Source organism: Paenibacillus lactis (assembly GCF_017873605.1).
GTDB classification, from domain to species: domain Bacteria; phylum Bacillota; class Bacilli; order Paenibacillales; family Paenibacillaceae; genus Paenibacillus_AQ; species Paenibacillus_AQ lactis.
In genome coordinates, this window is record NZ_JAGGKI010000004.1 from 395,914 (window position 1) to 416,695 (window position 20,782).

24 protein-coding genes are annotated in these 20,782 nt (G+C 53.7%); all 24 read right to left on the reverse strand.

Translation table 11 applies throughout. From position 1 onward, the window contains the following. Window positions 1–170: 170 nt before the first annotated feature. Window positions 171–1,508 carry a SpoIVB peptidase gene (spoIVB, locus tag J2Z18_RS10620; protein WP_007129736.1) on the reverse strand — a complete coding sequence of 446 codons (1,338 nt, stop codon included), beginning with the start codon at window positions 1,506–1,508 and terminating at the stop codon, window positions 171–173. 100 nt (window positions 1,509–1,608) lie between these two features. Next, complete coding sequence (gene recN / locus J2Z18_RS10625; protein ID WP_007129735.1) at window positions 1,609–3,348, reverse strand: DNA repair protein RecN; 1,740 nt, start codon at window positions 3,346–3,348, stop codon at window positions 1,609–1,611. 53 nt (window positions 3,349–3,401) lie between these two features. Next, entirely contained in the window at window positions 3,402–3,851 is a 450-nt protein-coding gene (ahrC, locus tag J2Z18_RS10630; RefSeq protein ID WP_007129734.1) for a transcriptional regulator AhrC/ArgR, read from the reverse strand. Window positions 3,852–3,873: 22 nt separating this feature from the next. Beyond that, a complete protein-coding gene (locus J2Z18_RS10635) occupies window positions 3,874–4,365 on the reverse strand; it encodes a hypothetical protein (protein WP_007129733.1) in 492 nt (163 codons plus the stop codon). 69 nt (window positions 4,366–4,434) lie between these two features. Beyond that, on the reverse strand, window positions 4,435–5,301 hold the full coding sequence (locus J2Z18_RS10640) for a TlyA family RNA methyltransferase (RefSeq protein ID WP_007129732.1): 867 nt from the start codon (window positions 5,299–5,301) through the stop codon (window positions 4,435–4,437). Between the two features lie 19 nt (window positions 5,302–5,320). Then, a complete protein-coding gene (dxs, locus tag J2Z18_RS10645; protein ID WP_007129731.1) occupies window positions 5,321–7,228 on the reverse strand; it encodes a 1-deoxy-D-xylulose-5-phosphate synthase in 1,908 nt (635 codons plus the stop codon). A 124-nt stretch (window positions 7,229–7,352) separates the two neighbouring features. After that, window positions 7,353–8,228: a polyprenyl synthetase family protein gene (locus J2Z18_RS10650; RefSeq protein WP_186311077.1), complete on the reverse strand. Its 876-nt coding sequence runs from the start codon at window positions 8,226–8,228 to the stop codon at window positions 7,353–7,355. A 22-nt stretch (window positions 8,229–8,250) separates the two neighbouring features. After that, window positions 8,251–8,529 (reverse strand): exodeoxyribonuclease VII small subunit, encoded by a 279-nt coding sequence (gene xseB, locus J2Z18_RS10655; RefSeq protein WP_050954023.1) that lies wholly within the window; start codon window positions 8,527–8,529, stop codon window positions 8,251–8,253. After that, the gene (gene xseA / locus J2Z18_RS10660; protein ID WP_007129728.1) at window positions 8,513–9,880 is read right to left on the reverse strand and encodes an exodeoxyribonuclease VII large subunit; all 1,368 of its coding nucleotides are present in this window, start codon (window positions 9,878–9,880) and stop codon (window positions 8,513–8,515) included. The genes xseB and xseA overlap by 17 nt, the downstream gene beginning before the upstream one ends. A gap of 1 nt (window position 9,881) precedes the next feature. After that, the gene (folD, locus tag J2Z18_RS10665) at window positions 9,882–10,742 is read right to left on the reverse strand and encodes a bifunctional methylenetetrahydrofolate dehydrogenase/methenyltetrahydrofolate cyclohydrolase FolD (RefSeq protein WP_007129727.1); all 861 of its coding nucleotides are present in this window, start codon (window positions 10,740–10,742) and stop codon (window positions 9,882–9,884) included. 54 nt (window positions 10,743–10,796) lie between these two features. Next, window positions 10,797–11,255, reverse strand: a complete 459-nt coding sequence (nusB, locus tag J2Z18_RS10670) for a transcription antitermination factor NusB (RefSeq protein ID WP_007129726.1) — start codon at window positions 11,253–11,255, stop codon at window positions 10,797–10,799. Between the two features lie 282 nt (window positions 11,256–11,537). Beyond that, a complete protein-coding gene (locus J2Z18_RS10675) occupies window positions 11,538–11,771 on the reverse strand; it encodes a DUF2273 domain-containing protein (RefSeq protein ID WP_210094690.1) in 234 nt (77 codons plus the stop codon). Between the two features lie 15 nt (window positions 11,772–11,786). Then, window positions 11,787–12,326, reverse strand: a complete 540-nt coding sequence (amaP, locus tag J2Z18_RS10680) for an alkaline shock response membrane anchor protein AmaP (RefSeq protein WP_007129724.1) — start codon at window positions 12,324–12,326, stop codon at window positions 11,787–11,789. Window positions 12,327–12,396: 70 nt separating this feature from the next. Beyond that, window positions 12,397–12,813: an Asp23/Gls24 family envelope stress response protein gene (locus J2Z18_RS10685; protein ID WP_007129723.1), complete on the reverse strand. Its 417-nt coding sequence runs from the start codon at window positions 12,811–12,813 to the stop codon at window positions 12,397–12,399. Between the two features lie 120 nt (window positions 12,814–12,933). Next, window positions 12,934–14,277, reverse strand: coding sequence for an acetyl-CoA carboxylase biotin carboxylase subunit (accC, locus tag J2Z18_RS10690; protein WP_007129722.1), 1,344 nt, complete (start codon window positions 14,275–14,277; stop codon window positions 12,934–12,936). A 55-nt stretch (window positions 14,278–14,332) separates the two neighbouring features. Then, complete coding sequence (accB, locus tag J2Z18_RS10695; protein WP_007129721.1) at window positions 14,333–14,833, reverse strand: acetyl-CoA carboxylase biotin carboxyl carrier protein; 501 nt, start codon at window positions 14,831–14,833, stop codon at window positions 14,333–14,335. 170 nt (window positions 14,834–15,003) lie between these two features. Then, window positions 15,004–15,867, reverse strand: coding sequence for a SpoIIIAH-like family protein (locus J2Z18_RS10700; protein ID WP_007129720.1), 864 nt, complete (start codon window positions 15,865–15,867; stop codon window positions 15,004–15,006). A 79-nt stretch (window positions 15,868–15,946) separates the two neighbouring features. Next, complete coding sequence (gene spoIIIAG / locus J2Z18_RS10705) at window positions 15,947–16,585, reverse strand: stage III sporulation protein AG (RefSeq protein WP_007129719.1); 639 nt, start codon at window positions 16,583–16,585, stop codon at window positions 15,947–15,949. 14 nt (window positions 16,586–16,599) lie between these two features. Beyond that, window positions 16,600–17,325 carry a stage III sporulation protein AF gene (spoIIIAF, locus tag J2Z18_RS10710; protein ID WP_007129718.1) on the reverse strand — a complete coding sequence of 242 codons (726 nt, stop codon included), beginning with the start codon at window positions 17,323–17,325 and terminating at the stop codon, window positions 16,600–16,602. Between the two features lie 37 nt (window positions 17,326–17,362). Then, complete coding sequence (spoIIIAE, locus tag J2Z18_RS10715) at window positions 17,363–18,523, reverse strand: stage III sporulation protein AE (RefSeq protein WP_050954025.1); 1,161 nt, start codon at window positions 18,521–18,523, stop codon at window positions 17,363–17,365. Between the two features lie 67 nt (window positions 18,524–18,590). Next, the gene (spoIIIAD, locus tag J2Z18_RS10720) at window positions 18,591–18,980 is read right to left on the reverse strand and encodes a stage III sporulation protein AD (RefSeq protein WP_007129716.1); all 390 of its coding nucleotides are present in this window, start codon (window positions 18,978–18,980) and stop codon (window positions 18,591–18,593) included. Window positions 18,981–18,990: 10 nt separating this feature from the next. Then, on the reverse strand, window positions 18,991–19,194 hold the full coding sequence (gene spoIIIAC, locus J2Z18_RS10725; protein WP_007129715.1) for a stage III sporulation protein AC: 204 nt from the start codon (window positions 19,192–19,194) through the stop codon (window positions 18,991–18,993). A gap of 15 nt (window positions 19,195–19,209) precedes the next feature. Next, on the reverse strand, window positions 19,210–19,728 hold the full coding sequence (gene spoIIIAB / locus J2Z18_RS10730) for a stage III sporulation protein SpoIIIAB (protein WP_007129714.1): 519 nt from the start codon (window positions 19,726–19,728) through the stop codon (window positions 19,210–19,212). Next, a complete protein-coding gene (gene spoIIIAA, locus J2Z18_RS10735) occupies window positions 19,721–20,719 on the reverse strand; it encodes a stage III sporulation protein AA (RefSeq protein ID WP_007129713.1) in 999 nt (332 codons plus the stop codon). The genes spoIIIAB and spoIIIAA overlap by 8 nt, the downstream gene beginning before the upstream one ends. Window positions 20,720–20,782 lie beyond the last annotated feature (63 nt).

A 20,782-nucleotide genomic window follows, 5' to 3' on the forward strand; every position in this document is an offset into this window, starting at 1 on the left:
AGGATTTTTTGGTTATTTTTCTTGTGTATATGGTTTTCGACAGACGGATTTAAATTCCTTCTGTCGAAAATTATTTTTTCTTTATTTTTTTTTGAAGTTGATTTATAATTAAATATTTTATTTCAAATTAATATGTATTTCGTCGTATTACGACAAAAAATCTCAAGGCATTAACCTGCCTTAAGATTTTGTGTTGGTTTTGATTCTGCAGAGGGTAGTACGCCGGAGTCCTGAAGCATCCACTCGATAAAGCAGCCGTAGCCGGATTTCGGATCATTCACAAACACATGGGTGACCGCCCCGATCAACTTGCCGTCTTGAACGATTGGACTGCCGCTCATGCCTTGCACGATTCCGCCGGTCTTTTTGAGAAGCCTAGGATCCGTGATCCGGAGTACAAGCCCTTTGGTTGCGGGTGCATCCTGTTTGGAGACATGAACGATCTCAACGGTGAAACGCTCGACCTCCTGGCCTTCGACCACGGTCAGTATTTCAGCCGGCCCTTCCTTCACCTCGTGGGACATGGCGATTGGAATCGGCTCCGTGTACAGACCATGCTCCGGCAGATCCTTCATTTTGCCGAAAATGCCGAAATGGGTGTTGCGCTCAACATTACCAAGCACCTTGCCGTCTTTGGAAAAGGTCGCCCGTTTCTCGCCTGGTTCCCCTTCTTCGCTTCTTGAAATGGATGTGACATTGGATTGCACGATTTGCCCGCTCCCCACTTCAATGGGTGTCTGGGTATTCATGTCGGTAATGACGTGGCCGAGCGCGCCATACACCTTCTGGTGGGGGGCATAAAAGGTTAAGGTGCCCACCCCTGCAGCAGAATCGCGGATATAAAGCCCTAGACGCCAGGTTTTATCGTCCTCGTCGAAAGCAGGACTCAGCTTTGTCTTCATGACCTTGCCGCTGCGTTTGAACGTGATATCAAGCGGTCGTTTGGCTCTCCCCGCCTTCTCCACGATCTCGGCCACCTTCGTTACATCGGTCAGCGGTTTGCCATCCATGGCGGTGAGCAGATCTCCAAGCTTGAGACCTGCAGCTTCGCCGGGAGATACCTTTGCCCCGTTCGAAGCGCGAACGAGATGATGTCCGACCACCAGGATGCCGGAGGATTTAACCTTAACGCCGATTGTCTGTCCGCCAGGGAACACCTTCAGCTCCGGCATCACATTCACATGGACTGTCTTCAAAGGAATTTTACCGAATAATTTCAGGGTAACTTCTGCTGTGCCGCTTTGCTGGGGATATAGCTGGAGCGGCTGCTTTAATGATACTTGGAGCTTCGACGCCCGGGAGCCGTTTAACTGCACCACATCGGGACGATCGACTGAAGCGAGGGCTTGGACGGGCATCGCCACGTCCAGACGGGCCTGCCGGCCGGCAATCAACCTAAGCTCATCAGGCAATGACGCAAAAGATTGGACAGGCTCAGCAGTTCCAAGGTAACAAAGAAGGAAAGCAAGAACGAAACCGAGCAGTTTTCTCCTGAGGTTGGGCTTCAATGGCTGTCACGCTCCCTTTTTCTTCTTTCGCTTGACGAAAAGGTGGTCGCCAATTGCGTACCTTTAAGTTACCCTGCCCCCTGGCTTTTATAACTGTCAATCATTGACCCGAAGCCGTTCTGGAAGCCTTTTGCGCCGCCGCCAGATTGAGCATTTCCTGGGCATGATGAAGTGTCTTTTCGGTAATTTCGACTCCGCCGAGCATCCGTGCGAGCTCCTTGATCCGCCCCTCTTCGCTTAAATTCTGCACCTGGGTCATCGTTCTTGAAGATACGACCTTCTTCTCGATCAAGTACTGATGATCGGCCATGCATGCCACTTGCGGCAAGTGCGTGATGGAGAATACCTGGCATGTCTTGGCGAGCAGGAACAGCTTCTCCGCGATCGATTGAGCGGCCCTGCCGCTAACGCCGGTATCCACCTCGTCAAAGATCAGGACCGGAATTTGGTCATGCCGGGCGAAGATGCTCTTCATGGCGAGCATGATCCTGGACATTTCGCCGCCGGACGCAATTTTAGCGAGCGGGCGCAGCGGTTCTCCTGGATTCGCCGATATAAGAAACTCTGCTGCATCGATCCCTTGTTTCGTCAATCGGATTCGTTGTCCTTCATATTCGTAACCATCCGGCGCATCCTGAAGCTCCAGACGAACCTCAAACCGGGTTCGTTCCATTTGAAGATCCTTCAACTCACGCTCCACTTGGGTCGCCAAATCCCGCGCACACCGCTTACGCGCATCGCTCAACTTCTTGGCAGCTTCCAGAGCCACAGCGAGCAGCTCGTCCCGCCGTTTCTCCAATCCCTGGATAAATTCGTCCTTGTTCTCCAGCATGTCGGTTTCCTGCTGAATTCTCCCGTAGTATTCCAGAATTTGCTCCACATTATCCCCATATTTCCGCCGCAAACCGGAGATCATATCTAAACGAAGCTCGATTTCATTCAGCCGCTCCGGATTAAATTCAATGCCGTCCCGGTAATCCCGCAGCTGGAACACGGCATCCTCCAGCTGATAATAAGCGGATTGCAGCTGCTCCACGAGCGGCTTCAGCCCTTTCTCGTCATAGGCCGAGACATCTTCTAGCCGACTGAGCGCCCGGCTGACCGCCTCCAAGCCTGATGACCCGTACAGCAGCTCGTAGGCGCCTGCGACGGAGTCCATCATCTTCTCGCTGTGGGACAGCTTGACACGCTCCTCGGACAGCTCCTCGTCCTCTCCCGGCTTTAGCTGGGCCGCCGCAATTTCCTCCAGCTGGAACCGATACATGTCGAGCATCTGATATGCCTTTTGGCTCGTCTCTTGCAGTTCCTTGAGCTCCTGCTCCACCTTGCTGAATTCCGAATACAGCTCCTGGTATTTACGCTTGGCCGGGCCGATGATCTTCTCCCCGTACGTATCGAGCAGGCTCATGTGCTGTTCCGAACGCAGCAGGCTCTGATGCTCATGCTGGCCGTGAATGTTGATGAGCTTCTCCCCTACCTCACGGAGCATACTCAAGTTCACAAGCTGACCGTTAATGCGGGAGGTGCTTTTTCCTTGCGATGTCAGCTCTCTGCGGATCAGCAAATGCTCCTCGGTATCCGCCTCAATGCCTAAATGCGTTAGTGTTTGCCACACGGGATGTGCCGGGGGAAGATCAAACAGCGCCTCAATCTCCGCCTTATCGCAGCCGTACCGGATCAGATCCGCCGATCCGCGCCCGCCGGCAATCAGCCCAAGCGCATCGATGATGATGGATTTTCCCGCGCCTGTCTCCCCTGTAAGAACATGAAAGCCCGGGTAGAATTGTACGTCCACGCTCTCAACAACAGCCAAATTCCGAATGGATAACGTATTTAACATCCCTTTAACCCCCTAAACCCGTAAATCGGATGTATGCCTCGCGAAAACCAATCTTAAGAGATATAGCTTTTGATCTGAGATACAACGTGTTCTCCGTCCTCCTCCGTGCGGCAAATCAGCAAAATGGTGTCATCCCCGCATATCGTGCCCATGATCTGGCTCCACTCCATATTGTCAAGGAGCACGGCTACCGAGTTTGCGGTGCCCGGCAAGCATTTCATCACAACCAGATTGCCGGCCCGGTCAATATATACGAAATTATCCACCAGCGCCCGCTTCAGCTTCTGCACCGGATTATAACGCTGATCCGTAGGCATCGAATATTTATACCTTCCGTCATCGGTCGGTACCTTGATCAGCAGCAATTCCTTAATATCTCTGGATATCGTAGCCTGCGTCACCTGAAAACCCTCGGCACGGAGAGCATCAACCAGCTCGTCCTGCGTTTCGATGTCCTGGTGGGTAATGATATCCCTGATTTTAATATGGCGTTGTCCCTTCATATTCGTAAGAGCCTCCCGAAATTTAGGTGTTGTATTCGTCATTTCCATTCCATTCCTCATCGGACCAATCCATGGTGAGTCGGTGCACTTCCTGCTCGTTCATATCTACATACAGGAGCCCGGCACACTCCGGGTACAGCAGCAGGTAAGGCATCAGCCGATCCCGGATACCCGCCCCTGTCCAGTCCACCGGCATCCGTTCACGTGCCAGTTTAACCATATACAGCTCCCCGTTGCTGCCGGATGCGACGTAATCAATGAATAGTCTGCTGCGAATCGGCTTGTGTCCCGTGTCAAACGACAGATTTACCTTTACTTTACCCCCGACAACCTCATATCCTTCCTGTTCAAGCAACCCAATGACTGGGTGATCCGGAATGCGGTCATTGATCGGGATTCCCGGGAGCAGGTCGGGCTGCGGTGACATCAGCCAGCGGTTGACCCTGTAGCCGATCAAGAGCACGATCACGATGCCAAGCAGCACCATCAACAATCCATCATAACGCTCATTCATCCTCTCACCTCGAATTTTGATATTCGCGGATGGGAACATAAATTCCTCTTTTTCAGCAAAAGAAACCCATCATTTCGATGAGTTTCCCGTGAATGTATGAGCTGCTTGCTTAACAATGCTGTCGATCCATTGATCCAGCTCGGCATGATCCATGTGCTGAACCGGTTCTTCCGTTTCAGCCGCGTCCTCCGGCTCAAGCCGCCAGTGGGCCAGGAATTCAATATTGCCTTCGCCGCCCGTGATGGGCGAGAAGGTCAGATTGTTCAGCCTGAATCCGATATCTTCAGCAAAATGAAGCACCTGCGTTAAAACTTCCTTGTGTACTTTGGGGTCTCGGACAACACCGGATTTACCGACCTTCTCCCGTCCTGCCTCGAATTGCGGCTTGATTAAAGCTGCCACATCTCCGGGTCTGTCCAGAAGCGTCTTGAGCGTCGGCAAAATGATACGCAGCGAAATAAAAGATACATCGATGCTGGCGATATCCGGCCGGGGGCCTTTCAGATCCTCGGGTGTCATGTAGCGGAAATTCGTCCGCTCCATGACGCATACACGTTCATCGTTCCGGAGCGACCAATCGAGCTGATTGTATCCGACATCGATCGCATAGACGTAGCTGGCTCCATGCTGAAGCGCACAATCGGTAAAACCGCCGGTGGATGAGCCGATATCCAGCATCGTTCTGCCCTTCATATCGAGACCGAAATGAGAGATCGCCTTCTCAAGCTTAAGACCTCCCCGGCTTACATAAGGATGCACAGAGCCCTTTACTTTCAGCTCCGTCGTACGCGGGATTTTCATGCCGGCTTTCTCGATTCGCTCGGTTCCGGCATAGACCAGACCCGCCATAATGGCAGACTTGGCTTTCTCCCTGCTATCATAATATCCCTGCTCCACAAGCAGGACATCAACACGTTCCTTGTGAGATGATTCCATAAAACACTCCTGATGGTTTCTAAGACGTAAAACTTCTCTTCCCGAGCGTAGCCGTACGAGCAGTTTTGAGACTGCGGATTTCGTTGCATACCGCCTCCAGCGTCAATCCGACCTCTTCCCGCTGCTCTTGGATGCTGCCGTGCTCAATGAACCTGTCCTCAATCCCCATTAACGAGACAACCGCGTCATGAATACCTTGCTCGGCAAAGTACTCCAGCACGCTGCTGCCAAGGCTGCCGGCCTGCGAAACCTCCTCCAGAACGATCATGCTCGTTCCGGACGCCGCCAGCTTCTTCAGCATATCGCCGTCAAGCGGCTTCAAGAAACGCGCATTCACAACCTCAACGGAAATGCCCTCCCGCTTAAGCAGATCGGCCGCTTCTTCGGCCAGCTGCACCATTGGACCGGCCGCCAAAATCGCGTAGCCCTCGCCGCGGCGGACTGTTTCCCATGTACCGATCGGGATCGGCTTGAGCTCCGGATCCAACGGAACGCCGCGGACATTGTTCCGCGGATAGCGATAGGCGATCGGCCCGTCGTTATAGTCAAGCGCCGTCTTCATCATATGGCGAAGCTCATTCTCGTCCTTCGGCATCATGATGACGATGTTCGGAATATGGCGCATAAAGGCCACATCGTACACCCCTTGATGGGTCTCGCCGTCAGCGCCGACAAAGCCCGCACGGTCGATGGCGAACATCACGTTGGCATTGTGGCGGCAGATATCGTGGACGATCTGGTCGTATGCCCGCTGCATGAAGGTGGAATATACCGCAAATACCGGCTTCAAGCCTTCCATGGCCAGTGCGGCACAAAGCGTCGCCGCATGCTGCTCGGCAATGCCGACATCGATCATCCGGTCCGGGAACTTCTTGCCGAACGGAATCAAGCCCGAGCCGCCCGGCATTGCCGGCGTGACCGCAACGATGCGCTCATCCTGTTCGCCGAGCTCAACGAGCGTTTGTCCGAACACTTCCGTATACATCGGATTGCCTACCGCTTTCAGCACTTGGCCGGATTCGATCTTGTACGGCGTGATGCCGTGCCACTTATGGGAATCCGATTCGGCAGGACGGTAGCCTTTGCCCTTGGTGGTTACCGCATGAATCAGCACCGGCCCGTCGACATTGTCGGCCTGCTGCAGCGTATCGATCAGCTTGCTTAAATCATGACCGTCCACAGGTCCCAAATACGTAAATCCAAGCTCCTCGAACAAAACGCCGGGAACCATCATATATTTGAGGCTGTCCTTCATTTTCTCCGCGGTCTTCGCCAGCTTGCCGCCGATCGCCGGAATTTTCTTGAGCAGCATCTCGACCTCGTCCTTCGCCCGCAAATAATAGCGGTCCGAGCGGATTTTGCTCAAATAGTTATGCATCGCCCCGACGTTCGGAGCAATCGACATTTCATTATCGTTCAGGATGACCATCAGCTTCTTCCGCTCATGGCCGATATGATTCAGGGCCTCAAACGCCATCCCGCCCGTAAGGGCGCCATCGCCGATGAGCGCGATTACCCGGTTGTTGTCGCCTTTCAAATCCCGCGCCATCGCCATGCCCATCGCTGCCGAGAGGGAAGTGCTGCTGTGGCCGGCTTCCCAGACGTCATGCTCGCTTTCCGCACGTTTCACAAAACCGCACAAGCCCTTGTATTTACGCAAGGTGTCGAATTTATCCATCCGTCCCGTCAATATCTTATGGACATAGGCTTGATGGCCCACGTCAAAAATCATCTTGTCACGAGGGCTGTCAAAGCAATAGTGCAAGGCCAGCGTGAGTTCAACCACTCCCAGATTCGGTGCAAGATGACCGCCGGTCACGGACAGCTTTTCAATCAGAAACTGACGGATTTGCACCGCCAGGTCCTCAAGTTCGTCCACCGACAGTTTTTTCAGTTGGTTGGGATGTTTGATATTTGGAAGCAGCACGAAGAATCTCCCCGCTTTCCTTGATAAAGTAAAGTTAGCAATTCATAAACCATGAAAGGCTGCGCTATCATCAGCCATTTAAAGACATTATATCACAAATAATCGGTGTGCAAGTAACCCCGCTCTAGTGGTCCCGAGCCAAGAGAAAGTCTGCAATTTCATGCAGTCTGGACGGGTCCGGAAAATTCCCTTCGGAAATGGCGCTCTTCGCTTCGGCGGTCAGACGCTCAACCTCCCGCTTGGAGGCTTCCAAGCCGATAAAAAACGGATAGGTCACCTTCTCCTGCTTCACATCGCTTTGCGTCGGCTTGCCAAGCTTGGCCTCATCGCCGATCAAGTCGAGGATATCGTCCTGGATTTGGAAGGCCAGCCCGATATGCTTGCCGAAGGAGCGAAGCGAATCGATCTGGGCTTCTGAACAGCCTGCTACCCGTCCTCCAGCCATGAGGGAGAACATGATCAGATCGCTTGTCTTATGCAGATGAATATACTCCAGCTGCTCAAGGCTGGTTAATCCCTGCTCTCCTTCCATATCGGCCACTTGGCCGCCAACCATTCCCCGGGGCCCGGCATATTCCGCAAGGTCCTCCACAATCGACAGCACCCGATCGGCAGGAATCCCGTGCTTGCGCGAGGACTGCACAATGCTGTAAAAAGCATGCGTCAGCAGCGCATCGCCCGCCAGAATCGCCGCTGCTTCACCGAACACTTTATGATTCGTAGGCTTCCCCCGCCGGAAATCATCATCGTCCATCGCAGGCAAATCGTCATGGATGAGCGAATATGTATGCACCATCTCAACGGCGCACGCCACCGGCAGAGCCGCTTCTCTGCTTCCGCCGGCTGCTTCGCAAGCCGCGATGACCAGCAGCGGACGCAGACGCTTTCCGCCTGCCATTAAGGAATACGTCATCGATCGATGAAGGGTTTCAGGAACTTTCCATCCCTCCGGAAAAAGGGCCGTAAGCTCGCTGTCCAGCCTGTCACAGATGTCATTCATATATTGCTGAAAAGGAAGTCTATTATTCACTCAATTCACCTGTCTCATCAAGTGCGCCGCCGAAGGGCTTGCGCTTGAGCTCCCCGCCTTCTTCGACAATCATCTCGATTTTCTGTTCAACCTGCTCCAGCTTTTGACTGCACATTTGAGACAGCTTCATCCCTTGCTGGAACAAGTCGATCGCCTTCTCCAAAGGGACGTCCCCGTCCTCCAGCTGCTCGACGATCTGCTCCAGCTGTGCCATCGCCTCTTCAAAGCTGATCTCCATCAAGTCTTTTGCCTCACTAGACACGTTCTTCATCCTCCTTTATTCCCCACACTTGACACTGCAGCCGGCCATCATTGACCCTCACTTGAACCAAATCGCCGAGCTGCACATCTTCCACTGATTTGATCAGCTTCTGTTCCTGCTCATCATAAACCAGGCTGTACCCTCGGGACATGATCTTAAGCGGACTAAGCGCATCCAGATGGCGGATCTCCGTCTGCAGCTGGGACAGCTTGGCTTTGCGGATCGATTGCATGGCAAGCATCAGGCGGCGTTTCGCCTGCTCCTTCCGCAGCGATGCCTGCTCGACCTGGGCGCGCGGATTGGATCTGATCAATCCCTGATGCAGCGACCGCTGGCGCTGACGGTAGAGCGACAGCTGCGATTTGAGCGTTCCTTGCAATCGGTAGGAGAGCATGTCCAAGCGCTCGGCATGCTGCAGCATGTAGCGGCGAGGATGGTTCAGCACCGGCGAGCGCTGAAGTCTCGCAAGGCGCTCCCGGCTTCGCTGAAGCCGCTGCTGAAGCCCTTGATTCAGCTGCCGCTGGCGCTGCACAATCTGTCCCTTCAGCTCCGCGCGGCTCGGAACTGCAAGCTCCGCAGCCGCTGTCGGCGTCGCTGCACGCACATCGGCTACAAAATCGGCGATCGTAAAATCCGTCTCATGGCCGACAGCCGAGATCACCGGAATATTCGATTGATGGATCGCTCTGGCGACGATCTCCTCGTTGAATGCCCATAGCTCCTCCAGCGAGCCTCCGCCCCGGCCGACAATGAGCACATCCGCTTCGCCAAGCTCGTTCATCGCACGGATTCCCTTAACAATGGAGGGTGCTGCCGACTTTCCCTGAACCAGGACCGGGTACAGCTGTACAGTCGCCTGCGGATACCGTCTCTGAATCGTTGTTATAATATCGCGAACAGCTGCCCCGGTCGGTGAGGTTATCACACCGATCGTCTTGGGATAGCTCGGAAGCGGGCGTTTAAGCTCCTGCGAAAACAAGCCCTCTTCCTCCAGCTTTGACTTGAGCTGCTCGTAAGCGAGATACAGGCTGCCGATTCCGTCCGGCTGCATCTGAATGGCATAGAACTGATATTGACCGTCCCGCTCATAGACGGAGACATTGCCTCTGGCTATCACCCTCGAGCCTTCTCTCGGGATAAACGGCAAGCGCTGATTATGGCTCGCAAACATGATCGCCCGGATTCGGCTGCCTTCATCCTTCAACGTAAAATACATATGTCCGCTGGAATGATGCGTAAAATTCGATATCTCCCCGCGAATCCAGACGTCGGACAGCCTGGAGTCGCCTTCCATTTTCATTCGAATATATCGGTTCAAATCCTTAACGGACAGGACGCGTCCCGGATCCACGGATTTCATATTATTCAATTCCGCTCAGCCGTTTGGCGGCCAGCAGCGTATTCTTCATCAGCATCGTGATGGTCATCGGACCGACGCCTCCGGGAACTGGCGTAATCGGACCCGAGATCTCCTTCACGCTCGCAAAATCAACGTCTCCCGCCAGCTTGCCGTTCTCCAGACGGTTCATGCCGACGTCGATAATGACGGCGCCCGGCTTGACATAGCTGGCGTCAATCATATTCGCCCGGCCGATGGCAACGACCAAAATATCGGCCTGCTTCGCGATTTCCGGCATGTTGCTCGTTCTCGAATGGCACATCGTCACGGTGGCGTTTTCCCGCTGCAGCAGCAGCGATACCGGCTTGCCCACAATATTGGATCTGCCGATAACGACGGCATGCTTGCCCGAAATTTCGACGCCTGTCCGTTTGATCAGCTCAATGACGCCCGCCGGGGTACATGGCAGCAGACTGTCGTCCCCGATGACCAGGTTGCCCACATTGACCGGATGGAACCCGTCCACATCTTTTTCAACGGCAATCGCATCAATTACCGCCTTCTCTTGAATATGACCGGGGAGCGGAAGCTGAACAAGAATCCCGTGAATGGACGACTGCTTATTCAGCTTGTCCACCAGAGCTAGCACCTCTTCCTGGCTGGAATCGGCAGGAAGCCGGTGCACCTCGGAATAAAAGCCGAGATCGTGGCACGCCTTTTCCTTATTTCGGACATAAACATGGGAAGCCGGATCGTCACCCACCAGCACAACCGCCAAGCCCGGGCGCACGCCCTGTTTCGACAGCTGCTGCACCTCCAGCGCGATCCCTTCGCGAATTTCTTCGGATATCTGTTTACCATTAATGATCGTTGCTGCTGTCATCCTAATCTCTCCTCACTATGATTGAATGATCCGCCTGCCATCCTGGGCGTAGAATTATGATTGTTGCAACTTCGCTTTGACTTGATCCAGCTCCTGGATAATCCGGCCCAATACGCCGTTTACGAATTTACCCGATTCCTCGGTACCGAAATGCTTCGATAGCTCGATCGCTTCATTGACGGCCACCTTACCGGGCACGTCATCGCGGTATCCGAGCTCGTACACAGCCAGACGGAGAATCTGGCGATCCACGCGGGAAAGGCGGCTAACCTGCCAGCCTTTTAAGTAATGAGCGAGCAGCTGGTCAATCGTTTCCCTGGAATTCCATGTCCCGTTGACCAGCTGCAGCACATACTCCTTCATCTGAACCTCGTCGCCGATCACTCGCTCCGTCTCATTCTCTTCGGCCGCCTCCGAGAGCAGCATCGATACAGCCTCCAGGCTGTCGACTTCGTTCATTTCCATCTGATACAGGCTTTGAACGGCGATCTCCCTAGCTACACGTCTTTTCATTTTGTTCCTCCTGTGGACCCTGCCTGAATCCATTTTTCTGATTAGTATTATCAATTTTCCATAAAGTTTTGACCAGTCTTTTGCAAAACTCGATTTTCAGCAGCTTATGAAAGCAATATATAGACGAGCTAAACCGTTAAACTCTTTATATATTGCTGATTGTACTTTAGATCTTCACCAAAATCCTCACAATAAAAAAACCTGTGAACCGCTGCTTTCTGCAAAAAAGGCATCATTAACCTGTCCTTTAGCTTTTTTGCCGAAAGAAGCATATCACAGGGTTCATTTAAACGGCCGACAACGCTCGGACAACCAGCGCCCCCATTCCTGAAAGTGGAAGATGGAGCCTTGGTTCAAATCCTTGCGTTTGCCAAACGTATAGCCGATAAATACCACTAATGCAAAGAACAGCATATCCCAAAAACCGGATAATAGATAAATCAGTCCGCACACAAGACCGCCGGCGACACCGAAGATCCGCCCTCTGTGACTCTCCCATATTTCTTTCCAAGGCATTTGGGAAATTCACCTCTATTCCACGCGGCTCTTAAAGCTAGGCGCCTGAACCACGTTAGCGATATATACGGATACGGACGAGACTGGTATTCCCGTCGTCTCTTCAACGAAATCATGCACCTGCTTCTGCACCTCGGTCGTCAGCGCAGGAATGGATTCCTCGCCGTCCACCACGGCACGGATCGCAATCTCAAGCCCCGATTGGGACACCTTGATTCGGGACTTCAGATCCTTTACACTTCGCACCTTGGAAGCTGCCTTCAGGCACAGATTTTCAATCGTTTCCACCGAAATCTGAATGTCTCCAAACTCCGTTCGCTGATCAATCGAATTCAGCGTGGAACGGTCGCGACGTACCGAAATGTAAAAGAACCGGATGCTGAGGAGAAACAATACGGCAGCAATGATAATCCCCGCCAGAACGAGCTGCTGCTCCTGGGCAAACGTCAAATGGTACGGAACAGCACCGCTTAACAGGAGGATGGCAACTACAGATATAACACCGATACTCAAGCTGTATATAAACAGCAGAAGTCTGTCCATGATTTTGGCCACGACCCGCACAGCCTCCTTAAATTAGATTAAACCCTCGACATTGCTGCCGGGGGCTATGAAATGATCCATTTTATTTCACGCGCTGCACCAGATCCAGATCGTCGTTCTTCTCGCTTGTCTTCATGAAATGAACATCATGAATATGTACATTGACCTCAACGACGGTAAGACCTGTCATATTCTCAATGGACCGCTTCACGTTGCGCTGGATTTCACCCGCTACTTCCGGAAGACGATGTCCGTACTCAACGATAACGGATACATCAACAGCCGCTTCGCGTTGTCCGACTTCTACCTTGACGCCTTTGGACAGATTTTTCCGGCCAAGCAGCTCAGCGATGCCGCCGGCAAAGCCGCCGCTCATTCCTGCAACCCCGCGGACTTCCACCGTTGCAAGCCCTGCGATAACTTCAATGACTTCCGGCGCAATCTGAATCTCACCGATATCCGTACGTTCAAATTCTGTAGTTGGCAATGTCTCAGCCATAGTCTCAACACACCTTTCGGGAATAAGTTTGCGGATGCTCGAGGGACTGCTTGAGGCATGCGCTCTTATTACTCATACTATACCATTCGGCCAAGTTTATGACAAACTTGGCCAAACGATTTATACCTCATTTTCTTCCAAAAACTTAATATCGAAATCGCCTTTGATAAAGGTTGGATGGTTCATCAGTTTTTGGTGGAACGGAATGGTGGAATAAATGCCTTCAATCTCGAATTCGGAAAGCGCGCGCTTCATCTTCGCAATCGCTTCGTTCCGAGTCGGCGCCCATACGATCAGCTTCGCGATCATGGAATCGTAATACGGCGAAATGGTATAGCCCGGATAAGCCCCGCTGTCCACGCGCACGCCAGGTCCTCCCGGCGGAAGGTAGAATTGAATCGTACCCGGTGCCGGCATAAAGCCTTTGTCAGGATTCTCGGCATTGATCCGGCATTCGATCGACCATCCGTTGATGACGATATCCTCTTGGGTGAAGCTGAGCGGATTCCCTTCAGCAACCGAGATCATCTCCTGAATCAAGTCAACTCCGGTTACCATCTCGGTTACCGGATGCTCCACCTGGATCCGCGTATTCATTTCCATGAAATAGAACTGCCCGTCCGGACCGAGCAAGAACTCCAGCGTACCCGCTCCGGAGTATTGGACCGCCTTGGCTGCGCGCACGGCGGCTTCTCCCATCCGGGTACGTACTTCTTCCGTAATCACCGGACAAGGCGCTTCCTCAACAAGCTTCTGTCTCCGGCGCTGAACGGAACAATCGCGCTCTCCGAGATGGACCGCGTTCCCGTGCTTGTCCGCAATAATTTGGATTTCGACGTGCTTCATGCCCGTCAAATATTTCTCCAGGTAAACGCCGGCATTGCCGAAGGCTTTCTGCGCTTCCTGCTGGGCCGTCGTAATCTGCTTAATCAGCGCTTCCTCGTCCTCGGCGATCCGGATGCCCTTGCCTCCGCCGCCTGCGGTGGCTTTGATAATAACAGGATAGCCGATATCACGGGCCAGCATAATCGCTTCGTTCAAATCCTCGATCAGCCCGTCTGAGCCAGGGATAACCGGTACGCCGGCATCCTTCATCGTCTGCTTGGCAACCGCCTTGTCACCCATGCGGTTAATGGCATCGGCAGACGGACCGATAAAGGTGATGTTGCAGGATTCGCAGATTTCGGCGAAGTCGGCATTCTCGGCAAGGAAGCCGTATCCCGGATGGATGGCATCGCATTCGGTCAATGTCGCCACGCTCATAATATTCGTAAAGTTCAGATAGCTGTCCTTCGATAACGTCGGACCGATGCAGTAAGCTTCATCGGCAAGGCGAACATGCAGAGAGTCCCGATCAGGCTCGGAATATACCGCCACCGTCGAGATGCCAAGCTCCCGGCATGCGCGGATGATGCGGACTGCAATTTCGCCGCGGTTCGCGATTAAGACTTTTTGAAATGTCATGAAGTAACCTCCTTCGGACTCATAAGACTCCCGCTCATGGCGAGTACAGCGTGCACTACTCCGGCTTCACCAGGAACAGTGGCTGCCCGAACTCGACCAGCTGGCCGTTCTCGACGAGGACTTCGACGATCTCCCCTTTAACCTCGGCCTCCAGCTCGTTCATCAGCTTCATCGCCTCAATGATGCAGACCGTTGTCTTCTCCGTTACCTTGTCCCCGGGGCTGACGAAAGAAGGCGCTTCAGGGGAAGGGGCGCGATAGAAGGTCCCTACCATCGGTGATACGATCTTATGTAATGAGCTGTTAACCTCCGCTGCTTCCTGTGGCGCTGCCGCGGCAGGAGCCTGGTTGACCGTGGCCTGCTGCTGTACAGCTTGCGGTGCCATGGCTTGCGGCGCAGGAATGTAGGCTTGCGGCGCTACTTGCTGAATAACGGCTTCGGCAGGGTTCGGCTTCTTAATGGACAAACGCGTGCCTTCATTTTCAATTTCCAATTCATGTACGGATGTTTCATCCACCAGCTTAATAAGCTCTTTAATCTCGTTTAATTTAAACATGATCAGTCGTTCACTCCTTCACTTTCTGTAGAAGCCCTGATTCGGACAGTCAGTCGATAGCTTAGAGTATTATATCACAATCGAGCGAAATAGAAAGAGTCCAGGGAAATCCCGGACTCCGCAATGTTTATCGTATAAAGGTGATTTATGTTGAAAAACAGCGGATGCTTTTACGGGGCAACATATTGAACCGTAACCTTATCCTGCGTTACTTTCAGCTCTTTCATGACGAGACCGACGATATCGGCGGCGCCTTTGGCGTCAAGCTTGTCGCTGAGCACGACGACATTGTATTTCTCGCTCTCTTCTTTAACGACGGCATTGCCGAATTGCTGCTGCAGCTGCGCCTCGATGTTGAGAATGATCTCCTCTTTTTCCTCCGCTTCTTTCAATTGCTCGGAAGCCTGTGCCGTCTCCTCCGGCTTGCTCTCATGGTTGTCGATCTTCGAAATCAAATCGTCATATAATTTCATGTTCTTCTGTTCCCGGTCCAGCTTATAGGCATCCAGCTGAGCTCGCGCCGAGGAGGCTTGGGCCGCTACTTCCTCCAGCACCTCCTGCTCGGTTTTGCCCCCTTGCGTGCTGCTTGTTTCCGCAGGCGCCTGTTCACCCTCTTTGGTCTCCGTTACCTTAGGCTCTTCCGCGCTGTCCTTGGTTCCGGCTTGCTCCTGCTCTCCTTGCTTGCCTTGCTCTCCTTCTTTGCCTTGCTCTCCTTCTTTGCCTTGATCTCCCTGTGCCGCTTTAGCCGGATCTTCGCTGCCGGTCTGTGCTCCAGTGTCCGTGCTCTCGGCATTCTGCTCGTTCGCGCCGGAATCTCCGTCGGTTCCTTCCTCGATCACTTCGTTTACAACCAGCTCGTCGCTTGTGCCGTTTGCGCCTTGGCCGGCTGCAGGCTTCTGGCCGTCAACCTGCGTGCTTTCGGCGACAGGCGGCGCTTTCGTGCCGGATTCATCCGTGAACAGATAGTACGCTGACAGGATCACCATTAAACTCAGCATCGAAACCAACCATATGGTTTGTCTTTTGTTATTCATTTGAACGTATCCTCCTTTGGAATAAAAAGCCTTGGTTTTGAGCCTCGTATGAGTTGCTCATTCGGGCGGTAAAACACTGCTACTGCTTTCGCGGGACAACCGATATGCGGTGGGACGGTACATTCAGCCCCCGCTGGATGGCATCCACGATCAAGTTCTTGACGATCTCGTTCTCTGCTCCCTTGGCTACGACGAGCACGCCCCGAACCTGCGGTTTAATCCGCTTAGTGACGATCGGCGTCTCTTTACCGGATGAATCATAAGTCACGATCTGCCCGTCGCGCTGATAGCTCGTGACATGGCGCCTGCCGCCGTTGGCATCGGTCTCCTCGGTCAGCTCCTGGGTGTCCTTGATGTCCTTCTGAACGACAAGCTCCTCCGTGGATTCCACGGTGACCATCACATCCACGGCACCAACCCCAACGATTTGCTCCAGCATCGTCCGCGTCCGCATCTCGAAATCCTGCTCGATGCTCTCAAACTCGCTGCTTCCGCCGGCGGGCTCGCTGCCCTGTCCGGTCGATACGGCCGCGGATTCCGGCGGCTCGCGGCCGATATTTTCATGATCCAGCTTCTTTACATTGACGAAGGAGTTGAACAGCATGATTGCGACGCCGATGAGACCGAGTATAATCAGCCAGCGGAAGGTCTGCATTTTTTTGGCTCCGCCGGCGCCGCCGCCAAGCCACTGTTCAAGCCGCTTCAGCCATTTTCCCATCATCCTCACCTCCGTTATAACTTTTTGTCATCCTGCCCATGCTCCGGCAAATGTATCGTAATCAGATCCGGGCTAAGATCCCATCTCTGGCTGATGTATTTGACGATCTGTTCCTCTCGTGCTTTGTATTCTTTGCTTGCAGCCTCGCGCCCTTGAGACGGCGCTTGACTGCCATTGTTATCCGTTGTGCCGGACTCTAAATTTACTTCAATCGATTCGACAGGGGTTATCCCAATCGGCTCTTTCGCCCCGGAGCCCTCTTCGGAAACGGCAGCATCCGATGGTCCGCTTAGCTTCACATCCACGGAGCGGATATCCGCTCCCGTATACGAGTCGTCCTCCGCCCGGGTTGCTGCCAGCACGACCTCAACCTCTTGTACCGCTTCTCCCGTCTCGGCTGCGATTTCCTCTTTCATGACGCGGGCAAGCTCGCTGCCGGCCCACTCCAGGCTCTGGCTCTGCTGCACATCCTTCAGCTTCTCGGCTTGGGCCAGAATGGATTCCAGCTGCATCTCCTGCGGGAGCCCTTTTTCCTGCCGCTCCAGTTCCTGGGCCAGCCGTTGTTCCGGCGGGTCTGTCAGCAAGCGGATGATCGGGCTGAGCAGCGTAAGTAGGATGATCAGGCTCAGAACCAGTCGCGCGTATCTCTCGAGTGCTTTCCCCGGAAGAATCAGGTCTACGAAAGCGGCGAAGAGCACGACCATGATGACATTTTTGAGCCAATCCGAAAGCCAGTCCATCGATCATCCCCCCTTACCTTGGCCGGCAAGCCCGTCGTCACCGCATCATGACCGTTATATTGCCTGCGGTAAGCAGAATCGTAATCGCCAGGAAAAACATCATGCTCACGGCAGCCAGTGCGGCGAATACGTACAGCAGCGTCTTGCCGATCGCCTGCAGGCAGGTTGTGATCGGCGTGTCGCCCAGCGGCTGCATGACGGCTGCCGCCAGATTGTAGATCAGGGCAAGGGTCAAAATCTTGATCGCCGGAAATGCGCAGAGAAACAAGATGATGATGACCCCTGCCAGACCGATTGAATTTTTAACGAGCAGCGATGCCGAGATTACGGTATCTGTCGCATCCGCGAACATTTTTCCCACCACCGGAACGAAGTTGCCGGTTACGTACTTGGCCGTTCGGATCGTGACCCCGTCCGTCACGGAGCTCGTGATGCCCTGCACCGAGATGACGCCGAGGAAGACGGTCAGCATGACGCCCAGGAAGCCCATCGCGATGCCCCGGAGCAGATTGCCAAGCTGGGTCAGCTTGTACTTTACGGACAGCGAGCTGACCAAGTGCAGAAGTGCCGAGAAGAAGAGCAGCGGAAATACGATCGTTCTAATCAAGGTTCCCACCGTATGTACCATGAAGATCACCAAGGGATGCGCGACCGAGACGGTCACCACATTGCCCATCGATGCCATGAGGGCAAAGAGCAGCGGCAGCATCGCCATCATGAAGTCGATCATGCCGGTGATCGCGTCTTTGGCGTAGCCGATCGCGACGCTGAAGCTGTTGACCGCAATGACCAGCACAACCATGTAGCAGATCGTGTACGCTACCCGGCTCACGGTGCCCTTCTCAAAGGCCGTCTGCAAGTTTTCCAGGATCAAGCTCATGATACTCAGCATGATGATCGTTACTAGCAGCTTTCCGTTATACAGCACCTCGTGCCAGAGATACTTTCCAAGGCCGGACATGATGCCTTTAAAGCTGAAGCCATCGCCGCCCGGAAGAAGCATTTCCATCAGGGACGGCGTCCTGCCCTCGGGAAAGAATCCGCCGTAATCCTTCATCAATTGCTCCCAATATTTCTCCACCTGCTCGGTCGGAAGCTGCTCCGTTTGCTCCGTTACCAAGTCCCCGGCAGGATTTTCGGCAGCGGCTGCAGGGGCGATGCTTATGAACATGCCGGACACCAGCAGCATGAGCTGCATTACGATCAGCCTGTATAAACCGGTTCTCCTCGATGATCCTGCATGTGCCACGCCCCTCCCTCCTTAATCATGCCGGGAGGAGCTTCAGGACCGTCTCGATGATGATCCCGATAATCGGTACAGCGAGTACCAATATGAGCACTTTTCCCGCCAGTTCTATTTTGGAAGCGATCGATTCCTGACCGGCATCCCTTACGATTTGCGCCCCCATTTCAGCGATGTAGGCTATCCCGATAATCTTCAGCACCGTTTTGAGATAGATCATCTGGACGCCGGAGTTCTCGGCCAAATCCTCCAGCATCCGGATCACGTCGCCGATCTTTCCGATCAGGAACAGGAAGATCATGACGGAGGTCGCCACGGCGAGTAGGAAGGCAAATAACGGCTTCTGGTCCTTGACGACCAGAATCAGTACGGTAGCGATAAGACCGAGGCCTACCACCTGGATAATTTCCATAAAGGTCCACCTACTGGAATAGAAAAATACTTTTGATTTCCTTAAGCAGATCATCGAGCAGCCTTACGACCATAAACAGCACCACCACAAAACCGATGAGAGTCACCCAGTGTGCCATATCCTCTTTGCCCATCTGTTTCAGGACCGTATGAATCATGGCGATGATGATGCCGATCCCGGCGATCTGGAAGATGGCGTTGACTTCAATGTTCATTTCCTTGGCACCTCGCTAAAAGATCAAAATGACGATCAATGCTCCAATTAACAGCCCCAGACTTTTGCTCATCTTTTCATATTTCGCCTGGTCATCCCTTGCCGCCTCTTCTTCATGCTTCAGCTGCTGGGCGGCCAGCGCAATATGCTTCATCTGGTCCTGCCTGTCACTGGTGCCAAGTACGCCGCCGAGCTGTTCCATCACTTCCCTCTCGGCGTTTTTCATGGAAGTCCGCTTCCAGTAATCCTCCAGAGCCTTGCGTATGCTGTCCTCTGCCGATAAGCCATAATCCGGCCTCATATACTGCGCGGCTTGGGCGAACAAGGATTTCAGTGGATCCCGGAGAGAGGCGCTGATTCGTTCCAGTGCATCCGGAAGCGGCGTAAAGCCATAGCTGATCTCGGTTTCAAGCCGCTGGAGCGCCAGTATCAGCTCCCGCAGCTGCCTTGGTCTGACCGCAAACTGCTGGGCCTGATAGAAGCCTGCGAGCGTTCCTGCACCAATGACGAGCAAAGCACCTACCAGTTTAAGCATAGGCATCACCGCCAGGCGGACCGCTGGCAGCGGACTGAAGCGTTCGCTGCCCTCCGTCATAAAGCTTGAACGACCTTGCATCCCCGGTGCGGCTGAGAACCGCGTACATTTCAAACATTCGATTCTCGATCAGTCCCGACAGAGCAGGACGTCCCCGCATGTCCTGGACGGAAGAGCCGTGAGCCGTGGCGATGACGCTTATGCCGGCATGGAGCGCCTCAACAACTGCCTCCGCATCCTCGGCCCGGCCGATCTCGTCCACAATGAGAACGTCCGGCGACATGGACCTGATCATCATCATCATGCCCTCTGCTTTGGGGCAACCGTCCAGCACGTCCGTCCTGGGACCGACATCGAACCCGGGAACCCCCCGCTGGCAGCCGGCGATTTCGGAGCGTTCGTCCACAATGCCCACTTTCATGCCAGGCCATCGAACGGTCCCTGCCCCCCACTGGCCATAGCTGATTTGCCGGGCCAGATCCCGAAGCAGCGTCGTCTTTCCATGCTGAGGAGGAGAAAGAATCAGAGTATGCATGACACGCTTGCGTTTGCGGTCCAGCAAATGCGGAAGCATCTCGTCGGCCGCCCCGCGGATCTCTTTGGCAATCCGAACATTAAAGCCGCTGATATCCCGAATATGCTCCACTTTCCCTCCGCTGAGAACCGTCCGCCCCGCCAGCCCGACCCGGTGCCCGCCGGGGATCGTTATGAATCCTTTCCGCAGCTCCTCTTCCATCGTGTAAAGGGAATGATTACTGATCAGATCCAGCAGCCTGTGTGTATCCTCCCGTGTTGGCTTGTACGCCTCCTCCGGCCGCAGCGTCAATCCGCCGTTTCGATCCAGGAAGTGGTATCTGCCCTGCGAATTGATTTCGAGGGGACGCTCTTCCCGGATTCGCACCTCCTCCACATGCTCCAGCAGCTCACTCGGCAGGTTCAGCAGCATTCGTTTGACGGATTCGGGAAACAGCCCCAGCCAATTCAGTGTCATATCAATTTCCCCCAAGTTGTCCTTTTTTGAAAATCTGCCTTCTGTTAAAAAGATTTCTTATCC

Excerpts from the sequence above, each read along its gene's own strand:
- recN (WP_007129735.1), bottom strand. The coding sequence starts at position 3,348 with ATGTTAAATACGTTATCCATTCGGAATTTGGCTGTTGTTGAGAGCGTG.
- ahrC (WP_007129734.1), bottom strand. The coding sequence starts at position 3,851 with ATGAAGGGACAACGCCATATTAAAATCAGGGATATCATTACCCACCAG.
- J2Z18_RS10635 (WP_007129733.1), bottom strand. The coding sequence starts at position 4,365 with ATGAATGAGCGTTATGATGGATTGTTGATGGTGCTGCTTGGCATCGTG.
- J2Z18_RS10640 (WP_007129732.1), bottom strand. The coding sequence starts at position 5,301 with ATGGAATCATCTCACAAGGAACGTGTTGATGTCCTGCTTGTGGAGCAG.
- J2Z18_RS10650 (WP_186311077.1), bottom strand. The coding sequence starts at position 8,228 with ATGAATGACATCTGTGACAGGCTGGACAGCGAGCTTACGGCCCTTTTT.
- xseB (WP_050954023.1), bottom strand. The coding sequence starts at position 8,529 with ATGAAGAACGTGTCTAGTGAGGCAAAAGACTTGATGGAGATCAGCTTT.
- xseA (WP_007129728.1), bottom strand. The coding sequence starts at position 9,880 with ATGAAATCCGTGGATCCGGGACGCGTCCTGTCCGTTAAGGATTTGAAC.
- folD (WP_007129727.1), bottom strand. The coding sequence starts at position 10,742 with ATGACAGCAGCAACGATCATTAATGGTAAACAGATATCCGAAGAAATT.
- nusB (WP_007129726.1), bottom strand. The coding sequence starts at position 11,255 with ATGAAAAGACGTGTAGCTAGGGAGATCGCCGTTCAAAGCCTGTATCAG.
- J2Z18_RS10675 (WP_210094690.1), bottom strand. The coding sequence starts at position 11,771 with ATGCCTTGGAAAGAAATATGGGAGAGTCACAGAGGGCGGATCTTCGGT.
- J2Z18_RS10685 (WP_007129723.1), bottom strand. The coding sequence starts at position 12,813 with ATGGCTGAGACATTGCCAACTACAGAATTTGAACGTACGGATATCGGT.
- accC (WP_007129722.1), bottom strand. The coding sequence starts at position 14,277 with ATGACATTTCAAAAAGTCTTAATCGCGAACCGCGGCGAAATTGCAGTC.
- accB (WP_007129721.1), bottom strand. The coding sequence starts at position 14,833 with ATGTTTAAATTAAACGAGATTAAAGAGCTTATTAAGCTGGTGGATGAA.
- J2Z18_RS10700 (WP_007129720.1), bottom strand. The coding sequence starts at position 15,867 with ATGAATAACAAAAGACAAACCATATGGTTGGTTTCGATGCTGAGTTTA.
- spoIIIAG (WP_007129719.1), bottom strand. The coding sequence starts at position 16,585 with ATGGGAAAATGGCTGAAGCGGCTTGAACAGTGGCTTGGCGGCGGCGCC.
- spoIIIAF (WP_007129718.1), bottom strand. The coding sequence starts at position 17,325 with ATGGACTGGCTTTCGGATTGGCTCAAAAATGTCATCATGGTCGTGCTC.
- spoIIIAE (WP_050954025.1), bottom strand. The coding sequence starts at position 18,523 with ATGCAGCTCATGCTGCTGGTGTCCGGCATGTTCATAAGCATCGCCCCT.
- spoIIIAD (WP_007129716.1), bottom strand. The coding sequence starts at position 18,980 with ATGGAAATTATCCAGGTGGTAGGCCTCGGTCTTATCGCTACCGTACTG.
- spoIIIAC (WP_007129715.1), bottom strand. The coding sequence starts at position 19,194 with ATGAACATTGAAGTCAACGCCATCTTCCAGATCGCCGGGATCGGCATC.
- spoIIIAB (WP_007129714.1), bottom strand. The coding sequence starts at position 19,728 with ATGCTTAAACTGGTAGGTGCTTTGCTCGTCATTGGTGCAGGAACGCTC.
- spoIIIAA (WP_007129713.1), bottom strand. The coding sequence starts at position 20,719 with ATGACACTGAATTGGCTGGGGCTGTTTCCCGAATCCGTCAAACGAATG.